The 22273-nt window shown below is 66.3% G+C and carries 22 protein-coding genes; 15 read left to right on the top strand and 7 right to left on the bottom strand.

The window, feature by feature from the left end; translation table 11 throughout:
• Positions 1-51 precede the first annotated feature (51 nt).
• Positions 52-555, bottom strand: coding sequence for a cyclic pyranopterin monophosphate synthase MoaC (gene moaC / locus GJV26_RS16425; protein WP_155709768.1), 504 nt, complete (start codon positions 553-555; stop codon positions 52-54).
• Positions 556-575: 20 nt separating this feature from the next.
• Between moaC and GJV26_RS16430 the strand changes: the two genes are divergently transcribed.
• Positions 576-2384: a M48 family metalloprotease gene (locus tag GJV26_RS16430; protein ID WP_155709769.1), complete on the top strand. Its 1809-nt coding sequence runs from the start codon at positions 576-578 to the stop codon at positions 2382-2384.
• Here the strand turns inward: GJV26_RS16430 and GJV26_RS16435 are convergent.
• From GJV26_RS16435 to GJV26_RS16450, 4 genes are all read right to left on the bottom strand, one after another.
• Positions 2293-2889, bottom strand: a complete 597-nt coding sequence (locus tag GJV26_RS16435) for a DUF2946 family protein (RefSeq protein WP_155709770.1) — start codon at positions 2887-2889, stop codon at positions 2293-2295. The genes GJV26_RS16430 and GJV26_RS16435 overlap by 92 nt on opposite strands.
• Positions 2890-2901: 12 nt before the next feature.
• Entirely contained in the window at positions 2902-3873 is a 972-nt protein-coding gene (locus GJV26_RS16440; RefSeq protein ID WP_155709771.1) for a YheT family hydrolase, read from the bottom strand.
• A gap of 98 nt (positions 3874-3971) precedes the next feature.
• Positions 3972-4391, bottom strand: a complete 420-nt coding sequence (locus tag GJV26_RS16445) for a YybH family protein (protein WP_155709772.1) — start codon at positions 4389-4391, stop codon at positions 3972-3974.
• 24 nt (positions 4392-4415) lie between these two features.
• Positions 4416-4607: a zinc-finger domain-containing protein gene (locus tag GJV26_RS16450; RefSeq protein ID WP_155709773.1), complete on the bottom strand. Its 192-nt coding sequence runs from the start codon at positions 4605-4607 to the stop codon at positions 4416-4418.
• A 142-nt stretch (positions 4608-4749) separates the two neighbouring features.
• On the opposite strand from GJV26_RS16450, the gene GJV26_RS16455 reads away from it, so the two are divergent.
• The 13 genes from GJV26_RS16455 to GJV26_RS16515 all read left to right on the top strand — a co-directional run bounded on the left by GJV26_RS16455 (position 4750) and on the right by GJV26_RS16515 (position 19698).
• The gene (locus GJV26_RS16455) at positions 4750-5499 is read left to right on the top strand and encodes an AzlC family ABC transporter permease (protein ID WP_155709774.1); all 750 of its coding nucleotides are present in this window, start codon (positions 4750-4752) and stop codon (positions 5497-5499) included.
• Positions 5492-5836 (top strand): AzlD domain-containing protein, encoded by a 345-nt coding sequence (locus GJV26_RS16460; RefSeq protein ID WP_155709775.1) that lies wholly within the window; start codon positions 5492-5494, stop codon positions 5834-5836. The genes GJV26_RS16455 and GJV26_RS16460 overlap by 8 nt, the downstream gene beginning before the upstream one ends.
• Positions 5837-5900: 64 nt before the next feature.
• On the top strand, positions 5901-7115 hold the full coding sequence (locus GJV26_RS16465; RefSeq protein WP_155709776.1) for a phosphoglycerate kinase: 1215 nt from the start codon (positions 5901-5903) through the stop codon (positions 7113-7115).
• Between the two features lie 83 nt (positions 7116-7198).
• Positions 7199-8647, top strand: a complete 1449-nt coding sequence (pyk, locus tag GJV26_RS16470; RefSeq protein WP_155709777.1) for a pyruvate kinase — start codon at positions 7199-7201, stop codon at positions 8645-8647.
• A gap of 87 nt (positions 8648-8734) precedes the next feature.
• Positions 8735-9799: a class II fructose-bisphosphate aldolase gene (gene fba, locus GJV26_RS16475; protein ID WP_155709778.1), complete on the top strand. Its 1065-nt coding sequence runs from the start codon at positions 8735-8737 to the stop codon at positions 9797-9799.
• A 132-nt stretch (positions 9800-9931) separates the two neighbouring features.
• A complete protein-coding gene (locus tag GJV26_RS16480) occupies positions 9932-10831 on the top strand; it encodes a phosphoribosylaminoimidazolesuccinocarboxamide synthase (protein WP_155709779.1) in 900 nt (299 codons plus the stop codon).
• Positions 10831-11337, top strand: coding sequence for a 5-(carboxyamino)imidazole ribonucleotide mutase (purE, locus tag GJV26_RS16485; protein WP_155709780.1), 507 nt, complete (start codon positions 10831-10833; stop codon positions 11335-11337). The genes GJV26_RS16480 and purE overlap by 1 nt, the downstream gene beginning before the upstream one ends.
• A gap of 1 nt (position 11338) precedes the next feature.
• On the top strand, positions 11339-12541 hold the full coding sequence (locus GJV26_RS16490; protein WP_308807632.1) for a 5-(carboxyamino)imidazole ribonucleotide synthase: 1203 nt from the start codon (positions 11339-11341) through the stop codon (positions 12539-12541).
• A complete protein-coding gene (locus GJV26_RS16495) occupies positions 12538-13551 on the top strand; it encodes an L-threonylcarbamoyladenylate synthase (RefSeq protein ID WP_189441859.1) in 1014 nt (337 codons plus the stop codon). Before GJV26_RS16490 ends, GJV26_RS16495 begins: the two co-directional genes overlap by 4 nt.
• 318 nt (positions 13552-13869) lie before the next feature.
• Positions 13870-15315 (top strand): alpha/beta hydrolase family protein, encoded by a 1446-nt coding sequence (locus GJV26_RS16500; RefSeq protein WP_155709782.1) that lies wholly within the window; start codon positions 13870-13872, stop codon positions 15313-15315.
• 146 nt (positions 15316-15461) lie between these two features.
• Positions 15462-16835 (top strand): SGNH/GDSL hydrolase family protein, encoded by a 1374-nt coding sequence (locus tag GJV26_RS16505; RefSeq protein ID WP_155709783.1) that lies wholly within the window; start codon positions 15462-15464, stop codon positions 16833-16835.
• Between the two features lie 22 nt (positions 16836-16857).
• A complete protein-coding gene (locus tag GJV26_RS16510; protein WP_155709784.1) occupies positions 16858-17547 on the top strand; it encodes an OmpW/AlkL family protein in 690 nt (229 codons plus the stop codon).
• Positions 17548-17700: 153 nt separating this feature from the next.
• A complete protein-coding gene (locus tag GJV26_RS16515; RefSeq protein ID WP_173346216.1) occupies positions 17701-19698 on the top strand; it encodes a PAS domain-containing hybrid sensor histidine kinase/response regulator in 1998 nt (665 codons plus the stop codon).
• 30 nt (positions 19699-19728) lie between these two features.
• On the opposite strand, the gene GJV26_RS16520 is transcribed toward GJV26_RS16515, so the two are convergent.
• Positions 19729-20241 (bottom strand): flavin reductase family protein, encoded by a 513-nt coding sequence (locus tag GJV26_RS16520; protein WP_155709786.1) that lies wholly within the window; start codon positions 20239-20241, stop codon positions 19729-19731.
• 178 nt (positions 20242-20419) lie between these two features.
• Between GJV26_RS16520 and msrA the strand changes: the two genes are divergently transcribed.
• On the top strand, positions 20420-20950 hold the full coding sequence (gene msrA / locus GJV26_RS16525; RefSeq protein ID WP_155709787.1) for a peptide-methionine (S)-S-oxide reductase MsrA: 531 nt from the start codon (positions 20420-20422) through the stop codon (positions 20948-20950).
• Between the two features lie 91 nt (positions 20951-21041).
• Here the strand turns inward: msrA and GJV26_RS16530 are convergent, their stop codons facing one another.
• Positions 21042-22247 carry a class I SAM-dependent methyltransferase gene (locus GJV26_RS16530; RefSeq protein ID WP_155712532.1) on the bottom strand — a complete coding sequence of 402 codons (1206 nt, stop codon included), beginning with the start codon at positions 22245-22247 and terminating at the stop codon, positions 21042-21044.
• Between the last annotated feature and the right edge of the window lie 26 nt (positions 22248-22273).

Raw genomic sequence — 22273 nt, forward strand, 5'->3', positions numbered from 1 at the left:
ACGCATGGCGGCTTTTTGCTTTTACCGGATCGGAAATCAGGCCGTGGGACTTCAGCTCGTCGCCGACCAGTCCCCCGACTTGCCGCCGTGCTTCTCCCGCACCCGGATGTCAAGCATGACCATGCCACGGTCGACCGCCTTGCACATGTCGTACACGGTCAGCAGCCCCACCTGCACGGCGGTCAGCGCTTCCATTTCCACCCCGGTCTTCCCGTAAGTCTCCACCTGCGCCCGGCAGTGCACCGACGAAGCAGCCTCGTCGGTCTCGAAATCCACGGTTACGCGCGTGAGCGCCAGAGGATGGCACAGCGGCACCAGGTCGCTGGTGCGCTTGGCGCCCATGATGGCGGCGATGCGGGCGATGCCGAGCACGTCACCCTTTTTGGCGCTTCCCGCTAGAATGATGGCCAGCGTTTCCGGTTTCATCCGGATACTGCCGGTGGCGACGGCGATGCGGTGGGTTTCGGCCTTCGCGCCGACGTCGACCATGTGGGCCTGGCCGGTGGTATCGAAATGAGTAAGTTCGTGGGCAAGTTCGTGGGTGGGCTCGGACATGTGGAAAACCAGTTTACTGAATGAAAAGGTATCATAGCACCGTGAACGCCACCCGATTTTCCCGCACATTGCCACGCCGCCTGCTGCTGTCCATTGCCGCTTCACTCGCCATTTCCGCCTCGGCGGTGCCGGCGCAAGCCCAGGCGCCGACCAACGTGCCGAGCCTGCCGAGCCTGGGCGACACGTCGCGCGAGGCCCTGTCGCCCGTGATCGAGCGCAAGCTGGGCGAGGAGATCATGCGCGATATCCGCTTCAACCGCGATTACCTCGAAGATCCGCCGATCATCGAATACCTGAACAATCTCGGCAACACGCTGGTCACGGCGCGGCCGGGGGCGCGCGGCGAAGCGAACTACGATTACTTCTTCTTCTGCGTGCGCGATCCGATGCTGAACGCGTTCGCGCTGCCGGGCGGCTTCATCGGCGTGCACTCGGCGCTGCTGCTGGCCGCGCAGTCGGAATCCGAGCTGGCCTCGGTGCTGTCGCACGAGATCGGGCACGTGGCGCAGCGCCACATCGCCCGCCAGCTGGGCGAGCAGAAGACCGATGCGCTGATCCCGCTGGCGGCCATGATCCTGGCGGCGCTGGTGGCGAAGGACAGCCCGGATGCGGCGATGGGCGTGATGATGGGCGGGCAGGGCATGGCGATCCAGCGCCAGCTGAACTTCGGCCGCGACGCCGAGCGCGAGGCGGACCGGGTCGGCTTCCAGATCATGGGCGCGGCCGGCTACGAGACCAACGGCATGGTGGCGTTCTTCCAGCGCATGCAGAATGCCACGAAGATGTACGACACGTCGATGCCCTGGCTGATGAGCCACCCGCTGACGACCGAGCGGATCGCCGACATCCAGGCGCGCATCCGCGAGCAGCCCTACCGGCAGCGGATCGATGCGCTGGACTTCTTCATCGTGCGCTCGCGTGCCCGCGTGCTGCAGGACCCGTCCACCAAGGGCTATGCGCTGTCCGAGGAATTCTTCCGCAACCAGATGGCGCAGCAGAGCCGCCACGAGATCGCGGCCGGCCAGTACGGCATGGCGTTCCTGGCATTGAAGCGCAACGACCATGCCGGCGCGCAGGCCTGGCTCGACAAGGCCAGGGCGACGGTCGAGCGGCCACCGGCGGCCGGCGCGTTCAGTTCGCCGCTGCCGAAGGGCGTGGCGGAAAGCATCCTTGCGTACACGTCGCTGGAGATCAAGGTCGACCAGGAAAGCAGGCCGGACGTGATGGCACAGGCGATCGCCGAAGGCCTGGCGGCGCATGCGAAATATCCGCTATCGCGCGGCATCGCCTGGCAATATGCCGATGCGCTGATCAAGGGCGGCAAGCCGGAAGAGGCCGAGCGCTTCCTGCGCGACCAGCTCCGGCAGTACCGCAGCGAGGCGGAATTGCAGGATCTGCTGGCGCAGGCGTATTCGAAGATGGGCAAGCTGGCGCTGCAGCATATCGCGCTGGCTGAATCGTACGCGCTGCTGGGCGGCACGATGGCCGCGCTCGACCAGCTGCAGCTGGCGCGCAAGTCGCCCGATGCGTCGTTCTACGAGCAGGCCGTGATCGATGCGCGCGAGCGCGAATGGCAGGCGAAACGGCGCGAGGCGATGGGCGAGAAGGGCAAGGACAAGGACTATGGCGGCGCGTCGTTCCGCGTCAGCGCCGGCCCGGCTGCCGGCACGGACAAGGACGATCCGTTCGGCCGCAACGAGAACAAGGGCAAGCCCGATGCAGGGGACTGCGGCGACATCACGCGGCCGGCGTGGGGTCTTTCCGGAAACCGAACCGATCCGCTGCTTCGGCGCGGGCAATCCGCTGCAGCGGCAGCGAACTGCCGCTGACCCGCAATGAGGGGGCGGCCGGCGCGCCGCCTTCCAGCCAGGCCAGCAGCGCTTCGTCGCCGAGCGGCCGGCCATCCGATTCCAGCGCTGCCAGCACCTGGGCGGCATCGCGGTCGTCGAGCTGGGCGACGATGTCGCCGGCCTGCAGGATCAGCTCTCCCGCCTCGGTCATGAACGCCCCGTCGACATGGACCAACGGCGCACCGGTGTGCAGCACGAAGCCGTGGACCGGGTCGGTGCGCGCCACGAACGGCGTGGTTTCCAGCTGCACGTACACGCGCTGCGGCCCGTTCTGGAAATACCAGTTGCCGCCTTCGTCGTGCTGGTAGTTGCGGGCGATGAAGCCGACCAGCGCCGCATTGGCCAGCTTGTCGCCCGGCAGGGCCTGGCGCTGCGCGGTTTCGTCGCGCATGCGCCAGTTGCCGCGCGCGTCCAGGGCCAGCCAGCCGTAGCAGTAGGGTACGTTCGGCCACTTGGCCATTGCCTGTTTTACGATGTCATCCATGGGGGGAGCTTCTCACAGCGGCGTCGTTTGCGGCGCGCCGATGCTGGCGCCCCCTTCGAGGAAATGCAGCATCCGGCGCGGCAGCCACCTCAGCGTGCCGGGCAGGCGGCCCGTGGCGAAGCCCACGTGGCCGCCTTCCTCGGGATAGTCCAGCACCACGTGCGGCGACGCATGGCGCGGCAGGTGGATGCCCGGCAGGAACGGGTCGTTCAGCGCGTTCAGCACGAGGGTGGGCACGGTGATGTCCGCCAGCACGTGTTTCGCGCTGGCGCGGTTCCAGTAGTCGTCCGTGTCGCGGTAGCCGTGCAGGGGAGCGGTCACCACGTTGTCGAACGTGTAGAGGTCACGCGCCGTCAGCATGGCCTCCAGGTCGAACAGGCCGGGGAAATGCGCCAGCTTGGCCGCGCACTTGGGTTTCAGCGTCTGCAGGAACATGCGCTGGTAGAGGCGGTTGAAGCCGCGGCCCAGCGCTTCGCCGCCGCGCGCCAGGTCGAGCGGCGCGGAAACGGCCACGGCCGCGTCCACGAATTCGGCCGCGTGCTGCGACTCGCCCAGCCAGCGCAGCAACGCATTGCCGCCCAGCGAAACGCCGCAGGCGTAGAACTTGCCGGTCGCGCGCGGCTGCAGGCGGCGCAGCACCCAGTCGACTTCGGCGGCGTCGCCGGAGTGGTAGAAGCGCGGCGCCAGGTTGGCTTCCCCCGAGCAGCCGCGGAAGTGGGGGATCGCACCGGACCAGCCGCGCTCCAGCAATTCCTTGCCGAGCGCGCGGCAGTAGTGGCTGTCGGACGAGCCTTCGAGCCCATGGAACAGCACCACGAACGGCTGGCCCGGTGCGCCGTCGACGAAATCGACATCGATGAAATCGCCGTCCGGCGTCGTCCATCGCTCGCGGCGAAACGGCACCGCCGGTTTCGGAATGCACTTGGCGGGATAGATCGTCTGGAAGTGCCCGTTGGGGAGCCAGAAGGGAGCGGAGTAGTTCATCCGGAATAATTGGGGACGGACCCTGTTTTTGAAGAAATTTCTTCAAAAACAGGCGGTCCGGCGACCCGGTCCGTCCCTATTTTTTAGGTCTTTGTTTCTTAGTGCAGCACCTGGCTGGCCGGTTCGGCGGGAACGACGCCGGGAGCGACCGAGACGTGGTGCACGGTGATGCGCCAGCCCTTCGGCGTTTTCAGGTAGACGTTGGTGGCCACCAGGTGGGCGGGTTCGCCGGTGGCGGCGGTCACGCCTTCGATCACGGTGTGCACCGCGCTCATCAGGTTGTGCATTTCGTGCAGCTGCGACGGGTGGATGTGCAGGCCGCCGTGTTCGAGCAGCTGCTCCCACGATGCGCGGATCGCGCGGTGCCCCAGCAGCCGGGCACCGTTCGGGTGGATGCAGACGATTTCCTCGTCGTCCGCCCACAGCGCCATCAGGGCGTCGATGTCGGCGCGGTTCAGCGCGTCATAAAACGCCGCCTCGACTTCGCCGGGGCTGCCGTTGTGCTGTTTTTTCTTCATGACGCCTCCGCGGCCCCGGGGCGATCAGTGATGGCCGACAACCGTGCCCGGCTTCAGGCGATACGTGGTGCCGCAATACGGGCACTTGGCTTCGCCGTTACGGGCAAAATCCAGGAACACGCGAGGGTGCGAGGACCACAGCGGCATGGCCGGGTTCGGGCAGTATGCCGGCAGGTCCTTACCTTCGAGTTCGACTGGCGTAGTGGCTTGGGTCATCTTCTGGTGCTCCGGGTTCAAAAAGCACGATTTTAACGGATTCGGGCACCTTGCAAGAATCGCCAGTACAATGTCGCGCTCATTCCCCACACAAAAAAGCCCAGGCCGCCAGCTCGTTCGCGATGTGTGGCAACTACACCACATGCGCGACCAAGACTTTGCCACCCACGATGCAGCCGCCTGGCGCGATGGCTTTCGCACCGGGCTGCCCACGCTGTTCGGCATCGGCGCGTGGGGCCTGGTGGTCGGCGTGGCGATGATCAAGTCCGGCCTGACGATGCCGCAGGCCATGGGCATGACCTTGCTGGTATTCGCCGGTTCCGCCCAGCTTGCCGCATTGCCGCTGATCGCCGCCAATGCGCCGATCTGGGTGATTTTCGTGACCGCGCTCGTGATCAACCTGCGGTTCGTGATCTTTTCCGTGCTGCTCGCGCCCCATTTCGCCTCGCTGCCCTGGCACAAGCGACTGGGCCTGGGCTTCGTGTCGGGCGATATCTCCGTGGCCCTTTATTTGCAGCGCTATCCCGACCCGGAACCGGCGCCGGGCAAGGTGTCGTTCCTGAAGGGCCTGCTGTACCCGAACTGCGCGGCATGGCAGATCGGCTCCGTGATCGGGATTTTCCTCGGCAATGCCGTGCCCACCGAGTGGGGGCTGGGCTTTGCCGGCACGCTGGCGATCGTCTGCATCCTGGTGCCGATGGTGGCCAGCCGCCCGGCGCTGTGCGGCGTGCTGGTCGCCGCCGCCGTCTCCGTGCTGGCGGCCGGTCTTCCCTATAAACTGGGCCTGCTGGCCGCCGTGGTGGTGGGCATGGGGACGGCGATGATCGTCGAGGAAACCGGGGACAAGCTGCGCGCCAGGCGCCAGGAAAACCGGAAGGCCGACCATGTCTGATCTCGAGATCTGGATCGTCATCGTCTCGCTGGCGATCGCCACCGCGATCACGCGAAGCGGCTTCTGGCTGGTGGGCCACAAGGTCACGATCCCGAAACGGGTGCAGGAAATGCTGCGCTATGCGCCGTCGTGCGCACTGGCCGCGATCATCGCGCCGGACCTGCTGCTGGACGGCGGCACCATTCACCTGGAGCTGGCCAACGCCAAGCTGATCGCCGGCATCGCCTCGGTCGCCTGGTTCGCCTGGCGCCGCCGCATGCTCGAGACGATCGTGTTCGGCATGCTGTTGTTCACCGCTTTACGATTGTTGCCCGGGTTGTTGCATTCTTACCAATAAGTCCGGACGCTTCCATCCATGCGGTAAAATAGTGATCTTTCTACCACTTGTCCCTTTGGAAGCCATGTCCTTCATTCGTCTCCAGGATCTGATCGCGCAAAACGCGCTGCAAGGCAAGCGGGTGTTCATCCGCGCCGACCTCAACGTGCCGCAGGATGATGCCGGCAATATCACCGAAGATACCCGCATCCGCGCTTCCGTGCCGGCGATCCAGGCCGCGTTGCAGGCCGGCGCGAAGGTCATGGTCACGTCGCACCTGGGCCGTCCCGTCGAAGGCGAGTTCAAGCAGGAAGACAGCCTGGCGCCGGTCGCCGCGCGCCTGGCCGAACTGCTCGGCCAGCCGGTCGAACTGAAGCGGGACTGGGTCGACGGCGCCGGCCTCGACAGCCTGCAGGATGGCCAGGTCGTGCTGCTGGAAAACGTGCGCGTCAACAAGGGCGAAAAGAAGAACGCCGACGAACTGGCGCAGAAAATGGCGAAACTGTGCGACGTGTACGTGAACGACGCGTTCGGCACCGCCCACCGCGCCGAAGCGTCCACGCACGGCATCGCGAAGTTCGCGCCGGTCGCCGCCGCCGGCCCGCTGCTGGCGGCCGAACTCGATGCGCTGGGCAAGGCGCTGGGTGCGCCGGCCCGCCCGCTGCTGGCGATCGTCGCCGGCTCCAAGGTGTCGTCCAAGCTGTCGATCCTGAAATCGCTGGCCGACAAGGTGGACAACCTGATCGTCGGCGGCGGCATCGCCAACACGTTCATGCTGGCCGCCGGCCTGAAGATCGGCAAGTCGCTGGCCGAGCCGGACCTGGTGGAAGAAGCGAAAGCCATCATCGAGCTGATGGCCAGGCGCGGCGCGCAGGTGCCGATTCCCGTGGATGTCGTGTGCGCGAAAGAGTTCGCCCCGACCGCCGCCGCCACCGTCAAGGACGTGGCGGACGTGGCCGACGACGACATGATCCTCGACATCGGTCCGAAAACGGCCAAATTGCTGGCGGAACAGATCGCCGTGGCCGGCACCATTGTCTGGAACGGCCCGGTGGGCGTGTTCGAGTTCGACCAGTTCGGCGAAGGCACCAAGACGCTGGCGCTGGCGATCGCCGGCTCGAAGGCATTTTCGATCGCCGGCGGCGGCGATACGCTGGCGGCGATTGCAAAATATGCCATTACCGATAAAATCGGTTATATCTCTACCGGCGGCGGGGCCTTCCTGGAGTTTTTGGAAGGCAAAACCCTCCCAGCAGTCGAGATCCTGGAGTCTCGCTCAACGGAGCGTAGCGCTACCTGAACGAAAAAGCGCAGCGCACAGTCGCTGCGCTTTTCTCTTTGAACGACCTGAATTTTAACGACCCACTCTTCGAGGAAACCTCAATGTCCCGTGGCACTAAAATCGTTGCAACCATCGGCCCCGCTTCCACCGACCTGAACGTTCTGATCCGGATGATCCGGGCGGGCGTGGACGTGGTGCGGCTGAACTTCTCGCACGGCAAGGCCCAGGATCACATCGATCGCGCCAACCTCGTGCGGCAGGCAGCGGCGGAGTGCGGACGGGAAGTGGCGATCATGGCCGACATGCAGGGCCCGAAGATCCGGGTCGGCAAGTTCGACGGCGGCAAGATCGACCTGGCCAACGGCGACAAGTTCATCCTCGATGCGAAATGGGGCGAGAACGGCGAACTGGGCAACCAGGAACGCGTGGGCCTCGACTATAAGAACCTGCCGAACGACCTGCGCAGCGGCGACCACCTGCTGCTCAACGACGGCCTGATCGTGCTGGTCGTCGACAAGATCGCCGGCCACGAGATCTACACAACGGTGAAGATCGGCGGCGAACTGTCCAACAACAAGGGCATCAACCGCCAGGGCGGCGGCCTGACGGCGCCGGCGCTGACGGCGAAGGACATGGAAGACATCAAGACCGCGATGAGCTTCCAGGCCGACTATCTCGCCATCTCGTTCCCGAAAAACGCCACCGACATGTCGATGGCGCGCCAGCTGGCCAACATCGCCGGCGAGCCGTACGGCCACAAGCCGCAGATGATCGCCAAGATCGAACGCGCCGAAGCCATCCCCGCGCTGCAGGAAATCCTCAACGCCTCCGACGGCATCATGGTGGCCCGTGGCGACCTGGCCGTCGAAGTGGGCAACGCCGCCGTGCCGGCGTTGCAGAAGCGCATGATCCGCATGGCGCGCGAATCGAACAAGTTCGCCATCACCGCCACGCAGATGATGGAATCGATGATCTTCAACGCCGTGCCGACGCGCGCCGAAGTGTCCGACGTGGCCAACGCCGTGCTGGACGGCACCGATGCCGTGATGACTTCCGCCGAAACGGCTTCCGGCCGCTACCCGGTCGAGACCGTCGAGATGATGGCCGCCGTGTGCGTGGATGCCGAGCAATCCGAATACAACAAGCTGGACGCCGACTTCCTGAACGTGCGCTTCACCCGCATCGACCAGTCGATCGCCTACGGCGCGCTGTTCACCGCGCACCACCTGCGCGTGAAGGCCATCGTGGCGCTGACCGAATCGGGCTCCACGCCGCTGTGGATGAGCCGCCACAATATCGACACGCCGATCTTCGCGCTCACGCCGAGCGTGACCACGCAGCGCAAGGTCTCCATCTACCGCAACGTGCGCGCGCATTACCTGCTGCAGCAGGGCACCAGCGGCGAGGTGCTGAAACAGGCCGAGGATCTGCTGGTCGAATACGGCATCGCCAAGAAGGGCGACATGATCGTCGTCACATGGGGTGAGCCGATGGGGCAGGTCGGCGGCACGAACGCGCTGAAAATCGTTAAAGTAGGCGAGTTCTCATAAAGAATTCAGGAGGGACGCCAGGCCGCAGCCCCGGCGCGCAGTTCTCCCGTTCCTCCGCACAGGTTTTTATTTGATTGGAGTACTACCATGTCCCTCGTATCCATGCGTCAGCTGCTGGACCATGCCGCCGAAAACGGCTATGGCTTGCCGGCATTTAACGTCAACAACCTGGAGCAGGTCCAGGCCATCATGGCCGCCGCCGATGCCGTCAACAGCCCGGTGATCATGCAGGCCTCGGCCGGCGCCCGCAAGTATGCCGGCGAGGCGTTCCTGCGCCACCTGATCGATGCCGCCGTCGAAGCCTATCCGCATATCCCGGTGGTGATGCACCAGGATCACGGCCAGTCGCCGGCCGTGTGCATGGCCGCGATCCGTTCCGGCTTCACGTCCGTGATGATGGACGGTTCGCTGGAAGCGGACGGCAAATCGGTCGCATCCTACGAATACAACGTGGAAGTGTCGCGTGAAGTCGTCAAGTTCGCGCACTCGATCGGCGTTACGGTCGAAGCCGAACTGGGCGTGCTGGGCTCGCTCGAAACGATGAAGGGCGACAAGGAAGACGGCCACGGCGCGGATGGCACGATGACCCGCGAACAGCTGCTGACGGACGTGGCCCAGGCCGCCGACTTCGTCGAGCGCACCCAGTGCGACGCGCTGGCGATCGCCATCGGCACCTCGCACGGCGCCTACAAGTTCACCCGCAAGCCGACCGGCGACATCCTGGCGATCGACCGCATCAAGGAAATCCACGCGCGCATTCCCAACACCCACCTGGTGATGCACGGTTCGTCGTCGGTGCCGCAGGAACTGCTGGCGATCATCCGCGAATTCGGCGGCGACATGAAGGAAACCTACGGCGTGCCCGTCGAGGAAATCCAGGAAGGCATCCGCCACGGTGTTCGCAAGATCAACATCGATACCGACATCCGCCTGGCGATGACGGCGGCGATCCGCAAATACCTGTTCCAGAACCCTTCCAAGTTCGATCCGCGCGACTACCTGAAGCCGGCGCGCCTGGCGGCGGAAGAGGTCGTGAAGGCCCGTTTCCTGTCGTTCGGCTGCGAAGGCCGGGCGTCGCAAATCAAGCCGATCCCGCTGGAAAAAATGGCGGAACGCTACAAGGCCGGTGAACTGGCGCAGATTGTGCAGTAAAATCCTGTCTTTCCGGGTCACTCGATCCGGAAACTCTCGATCGGCGGGCGGGAGATTTCTCCTCCCCGCCGGTTTCGCTTTATAGCTCATGGTTCGCTGATTGCTCTGCAATTGTTCAAGATCGCCCCCTCTATGAAAAGCCTCTACCAGTCCTCCATTTCCTCCCTGCCATTGCTCGGTCACGGCAAGGTCCGCGATAACTATGCCGTCGGCGACGACAAGATCCTGATCGTCACCACCGACCGCCTGTCCGCGTTCGACGTGGTGATGAACGAACCGATCCCCGGCAAGGGCATGGTACTGAACCAGATGAGCGATTTCTGGTTCGAGAAACTCGGCCATGTCGTGCCGAACCACCTGACCGGCGTGGCGCCGGAATCGGTTGTGTCGCCGGAGGAAGTGGACCAGGTGAAGGGGCGCGCCGTCGTGGCCAAGCGCCTGAAGCCGATCATGGTCGAGGCCGTGGTGCGCGGCTACATCATCGGTTCGGGCTGGAAGGATTACCAGGCCACCGGCAGCGTGTGCGGCATCGAACTGCCGGCCGGCCTGCGCCAGGCCGACAAGCTGGCCGAGCCCGTGTTCACCCCGGCCGCCAAGGCCGACCTGGGCGAGCATGACGAAAACATCAGCTTTGCCGAGATGGAAACCCGCATCGGCGCCGAACTGGCCGCGAAGATGCGCGATATCTCGATCGAACTGTACAAGACCGCCGCCGACTACGCGGCAACGCGCGGCATCATCATCGCCGACACCAAGTTCGAATTCGGCCTGGACGACAACGGCGTGCTGCACCTGATGGATGAAGTGCTGACGGCCGATTCGTCGCGCTTCTGGCCGGCCGATTCATATGCGCCGGGCATGTCGCCACCGTCGTTCGACAAGCAGTTCGTGCGCGACTACCTGGAAACCCTGACCGAATGGAAGAAGTCGCCACCGGCGCCACCGCTGCCGGCGGACGTCATCGACAAGACCCAGGCGAAATACTTCGAAGCGATCGAACGCCTGACGGGCGAGAAGCTGAAGGTGGATTGATGGCCGACAACCACAACAAGCCGCTGGTTGGCGTGATCATGGGCTCGTCCTCGGACTGGGACGTGATGCAGCATGCGGTGTCGATGCTGGAGCAGTTCGGCGTGCCGTTCGAAGCACAGGTGATTTCCGCGCACCGCATGCCGGACGAGATGTTCACTTACGCCGAAAGTGCCCGCTCGCGCGGCCTGCGGGCGATCATCGCCGGTGCCGGCGGTGCCGCCCACCTGCCGGGCATGGTGGCCGCGAAGACCATCGTGCCGGTACTGGGCGTGCCCGTGCCGTCGAAATACCTGCGCGGCGAGGATTCGCTGCTGTCGATCGTGCAGATGCCGAAAGGCGTGCCGGTGGCCACCTTCGCGATCGGCGAAGCCGGTGCCGCCAACGCGGCGCTGACCGCGATCGCCATTCTCGCCGCCGGCGACGATGCCCTGGCGACCCGGCTGGAAGCGTTCCGCGCCCAGCAGACGGCTGCCGCCAAAGCCATGGTCCTGCCAGTCAATGAGTAATATGAAGTCCGATTTTTCCCCATCCTTGCCTACCGCGACCCCGCGGTCCTGGCTGGGCGTGATGGGTGGCGGCCAACTGGGCCGCATGTTCGCGCAAGCCGCCCAGAGCATGGGCTACCAGGTGGCGGTACTGGAACCGGCGCAGGAATGCCCCGCCGGCCAGGTCGCCCAGCGGCTGGTCAACGCGGCCTATGAAGATGCCGCCGGCCTCGATGCGCTGGCCGCGCAATGCGTGGCCGTGACCACCGAATTCGAGAACGTGCCGGCGGACAGCCTGTCGCGCCTCGCGCAATCCGTGTTCGTGGCGCCGGGCGCCCATGGTGTGTCCGTCGCCCAGGATCGCGTGGCCGAGAAGGCGTTCTTCGTTTCCTGCGCGGGCAAATCCGGCGTGCTGCCGGCGCCGCACAAGGTGATCGCCTCGTTCGAAGACATCGATGCGATCGCCGATGACCTGCTGCCGGGCATCCTGAAGACCGTGCGCATGGGTTACGACGGCAAGGGCCAGGTGCGTGTACGAACGCGCGAGGAAGTGCGCGAGGCATTCGAGGGCATGGGGCAGGTGACCTGCCTGCTCGAAAAGATGCTGCCGCTGGCGTATGAAGTTTCCGTGCTGACGGCGCGCGGCGCCGATGGCGAATCGGTGGTCTACCCGATCGCCGAGAACGTGCACCGCGACGGCATCCTGTTCACCACCACCGTGCCGGGGCCGAACGTTTCCGCCGATAGCGCTCGCAAGGCGCAGGACGCGGCGCGGGCGATCGTCGCCGAACTCGGTTACGTCGGCGTGCTGTGCATCGAATTCTTCGTGCTTGCCGACGGCACGCTGGTCGTCAACGAAATGGCGCCGCGGCCGCACAACAGCGGCCATTACACGATGGACGCCTGCGTCACCAGCCAGTTTGCCCAGCAGGTGCGGGCCATGGCGAAGCTGCCGCTGGGCGATGTGCGCCAGCATTCGCCGGCCGTGATGCTGAACATCCTGGGCGACGTGTGGTTCGACGGCGAGGGTGACGATGCGACGCGCGTGCGCGAACCGGCGTGGGACCGGGTCGTGGCGCTGCCCGGCGCATGCCTGCACCTGTATGGCAAGGACGATCCGCGCCCGGGCCGCAAGATGGGCCACATCACGTTCGTGGCGCCATCGCTCGAGGAAGCGCAACGGCAGCTGGCGGCCGCCTGCGGCATCCTGGGAATCGCGCCGTGACGGAACAGGCGATCCTCGACGCCGCCGCGCGCCTGGAAGCAGGCGCTCTGGTGGCGTTTCCCACCGAGACCGTGTATGGCCTCGGCGCGGATGCGGAAAACCCGGCCGCGGTCGCCGCCATCTACGCGGCGAAGGGCAGGCCGCAGGACCACCCGGTGATCGTGCACGTGGCGCCCGGTGCCGATCTCGGCTACTGGGCGGCGGAAGTGCCCGACGAGGCGCGCCGGCTGGCGCAGGCCTTCTGGCCGGGACCGCTGACGATGATCGTCCGGCGCAACGCGCATATTCCCGATGCCGTGTCCGGCGGGCAGGATACGGTGGGCATCCGCTGCCCGTCGCATCCGGTGGCGATGGCGCTGCTGGCCGCGTTCAAGGGGGGCAGGGGCGGCGTGGCCGCGCCGTCCGCGAACAAGTTCGGCAATGTCAGCCCGACCACCGCGCAGCACGTGCAGGATGAATTCACGGAGGAATTCGGTGCCGGCAAGATCACCGTGCTGGACGGCGGTGCGAGCCAGGTCGGCATCGAATCGACGATCGTCGATCTGTCGCGGCTGGCAACGCATGGCCCCGTGCTGCTGCGCCCCGGCCACATCAGCGCGGCGGACATCGCCGCCGTCATCGGCGCCATGCCCGCCGCGCCGGATGCCGCCGCGCCCCGCGCATCGGGCACGCTGGAATCGCATTACGCGCCGAAGGCCCCGGTGGCGATGGCCGATACCGCTCGCCTGCCGGGCCTGCTGCGAACGCTGGCCGGCCGCGGCCGCCGCGCCGCCGTCATCCGCTATTCGCCGCTGCTGGTGCAGGCCACCGCGCAGGAATTGCTGCCGAACGACCCCGCCGGCTATGCCTTCGGGCTGTACGCCGCGCTGCGCATGATGGACCGCGCCGACGTCGAACTGATCCTCGTCGAAACCCCGCCGCAGGACGACACCTGGCTCGGCATCAACGACCGGCTGCGGCGTGCCGCCTTCGGCTCGGCCGGCATCATCGACCGTTTCCTGACCGGCTGATCCGCCAACAGCCGGGCTCGTGTCCACCATGGGGTCAACCCCATTTTCGGACACGAGCTCATCTTATTGCCTTTGCCAGGGTTGAGCCCGTGTCCGTTTTCGGGGTTGACCCCAAGGTGGACACAGGCTCAGCCATATCACCGCCATCATTCTCCTTGCCGCATCGTTTGATGCAGGCCAGACCACGGTCCGCCACGCTTCCTACCATGATTGAATCGTCGTGATTCCGTGGAGGCCGCCATGTCCTGCTTGTCTCATCTGTCTCGCTCATTCCACTCGTTCCGCCTGTCCCGTTGCATTCCCGTGTTGGCGATTACCTTGCTGGCGTCGTGTGGCGGCAGCAGCGATGGCGGCGACGATGCGCCGCCGCCCGCCCCGCCGCCGCCGGGCCGCGGCACGATAACGGCGCAGGCCGCCGTGGCGCCGGCAACGCTGCCGGACGGCAGCCGCGTACAGACGGTGACCGCCGCCCAGCTGCGCGCGCTGATGAGCGACGAAATGGAAGCGGTCGCGGGCGAGCCTCGCTGCAATGTGACGACGTGGACGGTACGGTACCGCACCGCCGCGCCGCGCGATGCGCTGACGGAGAGCACCGCGGCCATCATGGTACCGGCCGGCACCGACACGAACTGCACGGGCGCCCGCCCCGTGCTCGTGTATGCGCACGGCACCACGCTGGACAAGCGCGCCACGATGGCCAACCTGGCGGACACCGAAGTGCGGCTGCTGGCCGCCATGTTCGCGGCACAGGGCTATATCGTCGTCGCGCCGAACTACCAGGGCTACGAAGGTTCCACGCTCGATTACCACCCGTATCTCGACGAACAGCTGCAGGGCGCCGACATGGTGGATGCGCTGCGCGCCGCGCGCACGTCGTTCGGCGCGATGGGAGCGAGCCCGTCGACCCGGTTGTTCGTCACCGGCTATTCGCAGGGCGGGCACGTGGCGCTGGCCGCGCAGAAGGCGATGCAGGCGCTGCCGGGCGAATTCGCGCTCACGGCCGTGGCGGGCCTGTCCGGTCCGTATGCGGTGATCCGCTTTGCCGACAGTGTGGTCAGCGGCTACCCCACGCAGGGCATCACGGGTTTCCTGCCGATGGTGACGACGGCCGGCCAGCGGGCCGGCGCCGGCATCTATGCCGCGCCGGGCGACATGTACGAGGCGCGCTATGCGCCCACGATCGAGAACCTGCTGCCCAGCGCCGTGCCGGCGGAACAACTGGTCGCCCAGGGCAAGCTGTCGGCCACCCTGTTCGCGCGCGATTCGATGCCGCAGCCGCAAGGCCCCACGCCATTCTTCGGAGATCACCCACTGGTGCGCACCAGCTATCGCAATGCCTACCTGGCCGACATGGCCGCGCGCCCGTGCGCCGGCGAACCGCAGGCGTGCGCGCCGGAGAATGACTTGCGCAAATGGGCCATCCGCAACGACCTGCGCCGCTACCGTCCCGTGGCGCCGCTGCTGCTGTGCGGCGGCGATGCCGACCCGATGGTGCCGTTCTTTAACACCACGGCGGCCAGCGAGTACTACGCCGCGCAGGGCAGCGCCCCCGTGCTCCTCGATCTCGACAGCGATGTCACCGCGAACGACGGCTGGCGATCCCAGCGTCTCGGATTCGCCGCGGCGAAGCGGGCGGTGGAGCTCGATGCGTTGATGAACGACGAAGATCCGGATGCGGCCGTTGCCGAGCGCTACCATGGCACGCTGGTCGCGCCGTTCTGCCTGTCCGCCGCACGCGAGTTCTTCAACGCCAGGCGGCCTTGACGGCTGCCCCCACGCGGCCGCGTGGGGGCAGTGTTGTTTTTGCCGCATTGCCCTTGTGCTACAACGGGCACGGCTGGCATATTAGCTGGATTGTAAATAGTACATACGTGCTATTAAAAAAATAACATCTCAATCCAGGAGACACCATGCGACACATGAATTTCGCGCTGGCCATGATGGCCGGGGCCATCCTTGCCGCCTGCGGCGGCGACAGCGGCAACCCGCAGCCCGGCGCCCAGGTCAACAAGGTCAAGTTCGCCTCGCAGGTCAGCTTCGGCGACAGCCTGTCTGACCTCGGCACCTACAACGTCGGCACCGTCAAGGCGCTCGGCGGCGGCAAGTTCACGATCAATGGCGACAACACGGCCGTCAACCCGGCGCTCACCGGCAAGAACTGGACCGAGCTGATGGCCGCCCAGTTCGGGCTGCCGGCACCGTGCCCGGCCCAGACCGGCCTCGACGGCAATGCCGCGCAAGGCTTCTCGGTACCCGTTACCGACCATCCGGGATGCCTCAGTTACGCGCAGGGTGGGGCGCGCGTCACCAACCCGGTCGGCGCCGGCCACAAGCTCACCGGCAGCCCGGTCGGCGCGCTGACGGTACCGGTGGTCACGCAGGTGAAGAATCACCTGGCCAGGGCCGGCGGCAAGTTCAAGGGCGACGAGGTGGTGTTCGTGATGGCGGGCGGTAACGACGTGCTCGTCAACCTCGCCCAGCTCTCCGCCGGCGGCACGGCGGCCGGCACCACGGCCGGCCAGCAAGCCTTCGGCACCAGCCTGGCCACGCAACTGGCGGCCGGCACCGCCAGCCCCGCCACGGCCGTGCGGCTGATCGGGCTGGCCATCGCCACCGAAAGCGCGCGCACCGGCAGCACGCAGGCGAGCATCGTGCAGGCGGCCGTCGTTGCCGCGGTCCAGGCCGGCAATGTCAATGCAGCGGCCAGTGTCGCCACGGTGGTCGAGGCGGCCACGAAGGCTGCTTCCGCTGCCGGCGCGAAAGCGGGCGAGGACTACGTGACCGCGCAGGCTCCCGCGCTGGTGGCCGCGCTGGCCACCGCCGGCGCCGAACTGGCCGCCCTGGTCAAGTCGCAGATCATCGGCAACGGCGCCAACTATGTCGTCGTCAACAACCTGCCGGATGTGGCGAGCACGCCGGCCGGCCTGTCGCGCGATGCCAATGTGCGGGCGCTGATCGACAGGATGGTGGGGGCGTTCAACGCCCAGCTCGCGTCCGCCCTGGCGTCCGAAAGCAAGGCGGTGATCGTCGACGTGTATGCCGTCAGCCACGACCAGGCAACCAATCCCGGCCCGTACGGGCTGACCAACGTCTCGGAGCCGGCATGCGACCTGTCGGAGAAGAAGAATCCGCTCACCAGCGCGCTGGGCTGCACCGCCGCCAACCTGAAGTCGGGCGATGTCAGCCATTACTCGTATGCCGACGAGGTGCACCCGACACCGTTCAACAACCTGCTGCTGGCACGCTACGTGTCGCGTTCGCTGGTGACCAAGGGCTGGCTGTAAGCCATTACACGGAGAGAACAACATGAAAAATACCGATATCGCCGTGAAACTGCCTGCATGGGCCGCCATCCTGGCCGCCGCGCTGGGCGCCGCCCCGGGCGCGGCGGCGCAGGCGCAGGGCGACTGGACCGTCAAGATCGGCGTCAACAAGATCACGCCGAAAGTAGAGAGCGGCAATGTGTCCGCGCCGGCGCTGCCGAACACCAAGGCGGACGTGGGCACGGACACGAAGCCCATCCTGAACCTGGGCTACTTCGTCACCGACAATATCGTGGCCGAGCTGGACCTGGGCGCGCCGTACCGCCACAAGCTGTTCGGCGCGGACGCGATCGCCGGCACGGGCCAGCTCGGCACGGTGGACGTGCTGCCGCCCACGCTGTTCGCGCAGTACCGTTTCTTCCGGCCCGATGCCGTGTTCCGCCCGTACGTGGGCATGGGCGTCACCTATGCGTATTTCCGCCGCGAGCGCGGCTCGGCGCAGCTGACATCGGTCCTGAACACTGGCGGCCCGGCGTCGACATTCTCGCTGGAAGCGAAATGGGCTGCCAGCGCTCAGCTCGGCGCCAGCTTCCGCCTGAACGAGCGCTGGTCGGTCGACGGCGGCGTCATCAAGACGCGGCTGCGCACCACGGCCACGTATTCGACGGGCCAGACCCAGGCGATGAAGCTGGACCCGGTGGCGATCAACCTGGGCCTCACGTTCAGGTTCTGACGCCGATCCATGGCAGGAAAGCCGGCCCAGCGCCGGCTTTTTTTGCTTTGGGGCTGTTCGCGCGAACAGCGCCTTTGCTTTTCGGACGGCGGCGCCGTGCGGCGGCTCCCTTCGCTATACTCGGCCGGACCAAGTAGACAGGAGAATCCGCGCATGCCCCGTAATCCCGCAGCATTCCTGACCGAGGGCGGCACCATGGGCGCACTGATGCGCGGCCACGACTGGTCCGTGTCGCCGCTCGGTCCGCCGGATCGCTGGCCGCCGGCGCTGCGCACCGCGGTGGGGCTGATGCTCAATTCGGCGTTTCCGATGTTTGCCGCCTGGGGGCCGCAGCTGGCGTTCCTGTACAACGATGCCTATGCGGAAATCCTCGGCGGCAAGCACCCGCAGGCGCTGGGCCGGCCTTTCAGCGAGGTGTGGGCCGAGATCTGGCAGGCCATCTCGCCGATCGTCGACGAAGCCATGCGGGGCCACGCCACGTACCACGAGAACCTGCCGCTGACGATGCAACGCAACGGCTATGACGAAGAAACGTGGTTTACGTTCTCGTACTCGCCGATGCGCGACGAGGATGGCCGCCCGGCCGGCGTGTTCTGCGCCTGCACGGAGACCACCGAGCAGGTGCTGTCGGCACGCCACCGCGCCGAGGAAATCGAACGGATGCGCCAGCTGTTCCAGCAGGCGCCCGGCATTCTCGCGGTGGTGCGCGGGCCCGAGCACGTGTTCGAGATCGCCAACGATGCCTACCGGCGCCTGATCGGCCGGGAAGACGTGGTCGGCCGGGCCGTTGCCGAGGTGCTGCCCGAAGTGCGCGACCAGGTCTTTACAGCCTTGCTGGACGAGGTGTACGAAACGGGCGAGCCGCACGTGGGCAACGAAATGCCGATCCTGCTGCGGCGCCGTCCGGACAGCGAACTGGAAGAGCGCTTCGTCAATTTCATTTACCAGCCCATTCGCGACCATCGCGGCGCCGTTTCCGGCATCTTCGTCGAAGGCAGCGACGTGACCGCCGCGGTGCTGGCGATGCGCGCGCTGCAGGAAGCCAATTCGCGCAAGGACGAATTCCTGGCCATGCTGGCGCACGAGCTGCGCAACCCGCTGGCGCCGATCGCGGCCGCGGCCGAACTGCTGCGGCTGGGCGCACCGGATGCGGAGCGCATCCAGAAGACCAGCGCCGTCATCACGCGGCAGGTCGAGCACATGACCAAGCTGGTGGACGACCTGCTCGATGTGTCGCGCGTGACCAGGGGGCTGGTCACGTTGCGGCGCGAGACGCTGGATTTTTCCGCCATCGTCGGCGAGGCTGTCGAGCAGGCGGCGGCGCCGATGCAGGCGAAGGGGCATCGCGTGACCGTGGAGCTGCCGGCGGCGCAGCCATGGGTGAACGGCGATCGTACCCGGCTGATCCAGGTGCTGTCGAACCTGCTGAACAACGCGGCGCGCTACACGCCGGAGGGCGGCGACGTGGCCGTGCGCGTGACGGCGAACGGGCGCGAAGTGCGCGCCGTCGTCGAGGACAACGGCATCGGCATCCCGCCCGGCCTGCTGCCGCACGTGTTCGACCTGTTCACGCAGGCCGAGCGCTCGCCGGACCGCTCGCAGGGCGGCCTTGGCCTGGGATTGGCGCTGGCCAGGACGCTGATCGAACTGCAGGGCGGCCACGTTGGCGCATACAGTACCGGCGCCGGGCAGGGCAGCCGCTTCACGGTCTGCCTGCCGCAGGTGGAGCGGCCGGAAGGGGCCGCGCTGAGCCAGGGCCAGCAGGACGAAACGCGCGGCGCCAGGCGGCGCCACCTGATGGTGGTGGACGACAATGCCGACGCGGCGCAGATGCTCGCCCTGCTGCTGGAAACGGCCGGGCACTCCGTGGCGGTCTGCGACGACGCCCGGCAGGCGCTGGCCGCCGTGGTGGCGAGTCCGCCGGCGCTGCTGTTCGTCGATATCGGCTTGCCGGGCATGGATGGCTACGAGCTGGTGCGCCGCCTGCGCCAGTTGCCGGAAACGGCAATGGCCCGCATCGTGGCCATCACCGGCTACGGCACGCCGCAGGACCGCGCGCGGGCGCTGGAAGCGGGCTTCGACGAGCACCTGGTCAAGCCGGTGCACCCCAAGGCGCTGTACGCGATCCTGGCGCGGCTGGCGGGGCAGTAAGGAGGCAGGGAAACGGCAGTGCGCCGGCCGTCAGGCCGGCATGTGCAGCCCGCCCAGCCGGCCGCCATGGAACACCAGCGGCTCGCGCGGATGCACTTCGCAATGTTCCACTTCCCCCACGAAGATCACGTGATCGCCTTCCGGGTAGCGGCTGCGGTTGTGGCACTCGAACCAGGCCGTGCAGCCTTTCAGTACCGGGTGGCCGGTGCGCGACAGTTCGAATTCGACCTGGCCGAAAGGATCCTCGATGCGCGTCGAAAACAGCTTGGCCAGGTGCGCCTGGTCGGCTGCCAGGATGTTGATCACGTAATGCGAATTGCCCGAGAAGACCGGCATGCTGGAGGCCTTCGATTTCAGGCTCCACAGCACCAGCGGCGGGTCGAGCGACACCGAATTGAACGAGCTGGCCGTGAGGCCGCGAAAGGTGCCGTCCGCCAGCCGGGTGGTGATGACGGTGACGCCGGTAGCGAACTGCGACAGCGCCTGCCGGAAGTGCACGCTGTCGAAAGCGGTCGTGTCGGCGCGAGGGGAACTGGTATTCATGGGGGCATTATGCCAAAGTTTGCGCAAGCCGAGCGCGGCGCCGGGAAAACAGTTGCTCGGTTGCATTTAATTGCCAGGATCTGGAGTCTGGCCCCGGTTTTGGGTAACTTTCTGGCTGGACGGCGGCCGGCCGGCATTTGCGTTACAGTAGGCTTCAATGAATGACAGTGGGGATCGTATGGCGCAGACCGAGATCGCCGTGCTGGGCGGCGGGTGTTTCTGGTGCACGGAGGCCGTGTACCTCGAAGTGAAAGGTGTCGGCCGGGTGGAGCCGGGGTACACGGGCGGCCAGCAGCCGGACCCGACTTATGAACAGGTATGCGGGGGCACGACCGGCCACGCGGAGGTGGTGCGCCTGGAATTCGATCCCGCGGTGATCAGCTACCGCGACATCCTCGAGATCTTCTTCACGATCCACGATCCCACCACGCTCAACAGCCAGGGGCCGGACGTGGGGTCCCATTACCGCTCCGTGATCCATTACCAGTCGCCGGAACAGGAGGCCACCGCGCGCCAGGTGATGGCCGAGATGGCGCACGTATGGGATGCGCCGATCGTGACCGAACTGTTGCCGGCGCAGCCGTACTACAGGGCCGAGGACTACCACCGGAATTATTTCGCGCAGCATCCGCTGCAGAGCTATTGCGCGTTCGTGGTGCAGCCGAAAGTGGCCAAGTTCCGCCAGATGCACGCCGCACGGCTGAAGTAACGCCTGCGCAGCGCTCGGGCATGCGGTGCCGCGCCCATGGCGGCAGGCGCCGCACGAAACGCCTGCGTTTCACGCCTGCCTCCAGTGGACACTACGTGCCATACATATAGGCTCTCGACCATGGCAGCACGCGCGGATGGCGCCCGGCCTTGCCGCAGACGATCTGGTACAGGCTGATCCAGTCCTGGTCGAATGCATACGAGCAGCCGGCCAGGTAGACGTGCCAGATCCGGAACCGCTTGTCGCCGCCCAGTTCCCTGACCCGCTCGGCCCTGGCTTCGAAATTGTCGGTCCAGATCGCCAGCGTGCGGGCATAGTGGCGCCGCAGGTTTTCCACATCGTATGCCTCGAGGTTCCCCTGCTGCATGGCCTTCAGCACTTCGCCGATGTGCGCCAGTTCGCCGTGCGGGAACACGTATTTCTGGATGAATTCGCCGCCGCCGTACGGCGTTTCGCCGTTGTCCGGGTCGGTGGAAGTGATGCCGTGGTTCATTGCCACGCCATCTTCCGCCAGCAGCCGGTTGATGATGCCGAAATACTCCGGCAGGTGCCGGATGCCCACATGCTCGAACATGCCCACGCTGGTGACGCGGTCGAACGTGCCGCGCACGTCGCGGTAATCCTGCAGCCGGATCTCGACGCGATCCCCGAGGCCGGCGGCCTTCACGCGTTCGCGCGCCAGCGCATGCTGGTTCCCGGACAGCGTGATGCCCACGCAGCGCGCGCCGAAGCGTTCGGCGGCGCGGATCGCCAGCGCGCCCCAGCCGCAGCCGATGTCGAGCAGGGTGTGGCCCGGCTGCACGCGTAGCTTGGTGAGAATGTGGTCGATCTTCTTCTGCTGCGCCGTGGCCAGGTCTTCGTCGCCGTGCTCGAAATAGGCGCAGGAATACACCATGGCCGGATCGAGGAATTGCTGGTAGAACTCGTTGGACACGTCGTAGTGATAGCGGATCGCCTTCGCATCCTTGTGGCGGTCGTGCGTGAAGGTGCGCACGATGCGCGCCAGCTTGCCGTCGGGCTTCAGCGAGCCGCGGGCCAGCGCATTGACGACGTTGATCATGTCGCTGGCGGCGCCCTTGACTTCGATGGCGCCTTCCACGTAGGCGGTGCCGAGGTTCGACAGCGACGGTGTGAGCAGGTAGCGCGCGGCCGATGCCTGCGGCAGGCGGATCGTCACGCGCGGCGTGTCGCCCGAAAAATCGATTTTCTGCCCGTTCCACAGTTCCAGCCGCAGCGGCAGCTCCATCTGGCTGGTGATGCCTTCGACCCAGGCGGCCAGCCGGTGCTGGACTTGCAGTTGACCCAAACCATTTCGAGAACGTT

Source organism: Pseudoduganella dura, assembly GCF_009727155.1.
Classification (GTDB): domain Bacteria; phylum Pseudomonadota; class Gammaproteobacteria; order Burkholderiales; family Burkholderiaceae_D; genus Rugamonas; species Rugamonas dura.

Coding starts and splice junctions, on each gene's coding strand:
- GJV26_RS16490 (WP_308807632.1), top strand. CDS start 11,339: ATGAAGTCCGATTTTTCCCCATCCTTGCCTACCGCGACCCCGCGGTCC.
- GJV26_RS16450 (WP_155709773.1), bottom strand. CDS start 4,607: ATGACCCAAGCCACTACGCCAGTCGAACTCGAAGGTAAGGACCTGCCG.
- moaC (WP_155709768.1), bottom strand. CDS start 555: ATGTCCGAGCCCACCCACGAACTTGCCCACGAACTTACTCATTTCGAT.
- GJV26_RS16455 (WP_155709774.1), top strand. CDS start 4,750: ATGCGCGACCAAGACTTTGCCACCCACGATGCAGCCGCCTGGCGCGAT.
- fba (WP_155709778.1), top strand. CDS start 8,735: ATGTCCCTCGTATCCATGCGTCAGCTGCTGGACCATGCCGCCGAAAAC.
- GJV26_RS16445 (WP_155709772.1), bottom strand. CDS start 4,391: ATGAAGAAAAAACAGCACAACGGCAGCCCCGGCGAAGTCGAGGCGGCG.
- GJV26_RS16435 (WP_155709770.1), bottom strand. CDS start 2,889: ATGGATGACATCGTAAAACAGGCAATGGCCAAGTGGCCGAACGTACCC.
- msrA (WP_155709787.1), top strand. CDS start 20,420: ATGGCGCAGACCGAGATCGCCGTGCTGGGCGGCGGGTGTTTCTGGTGC.
- GJV26_RS16430 (WP_155709769.1), top strand. CDS start 576: ATGAAAAGGTATCATAGCACCGTGAACGCCACCCGATTTTCCCGCACA.
- GJV26_RS16510 (WP_155709784.1), top strand. CDS start 16,858: ATGAAAAATACCGATATCGCCGTGAAACTGCCTGCATGGGCCGCCATC.
- purE (WP_155709780.1), top strand. CDS start 10,831: ATGGCCGACAACCACAACAAGCCGCTGGTTGGCGTGATCATGGGCTCG.
- GJV26_RS16515 (WP_173346216.1), top strand. CDS start 17,701: ATGCCCCGTAATCCCGCAGCATTCCTGACCGAGGGCGGCACCATGGGC.
- GJV26_RS16520 (WP_155709786.1), bottom strand. CDS start 20,241: ATGAATACCAGTTCCCCTCGCGCCGACACGACCGCTTTCGACAGCGTG.
- GJV26_RS16480 (WP_155709779.1), top strand. CDS start 9,932: ATGAAAAGCCTCTACCAGTCCTCCATTTCCTCCCTGCCATTGCTCGGT.
- GJV26_RS16505 (WP_155709783.1), top strand. CDS start 15,462: ATGCGACACATGAATTTCGCGCTGGCCATGATGGCCGGGGCCATCCTT.
- GJV26_RS16440 (WP_155709771.1), bottom strand. CDS start 3,873: ATGAACTACTCCGCTCCCTTCTGGCTCCCCAACGGGCACTTCCAGACG.
- pyk (WP_155709777.1), top strand. CDS start 7,199: ATGTCCCGTGGCACTAAAATCGTTGCAACCATCGGCCCCGCTTCCACC.
- GJV26_RS16460 (WP_155709775.1), top strand. CDS start 5,492: ATGTCTGATCTCGAGATCTGGATCGTCATCGTCTCGCTGGCGATCGCC.
- GJV26_RS16465 (WP_155709776.1), top strand. CDS start 5,901: ATGTCCTTCATTCGTCTCCAGGATCTGATCGCGCAAAACGCGCTGCAA.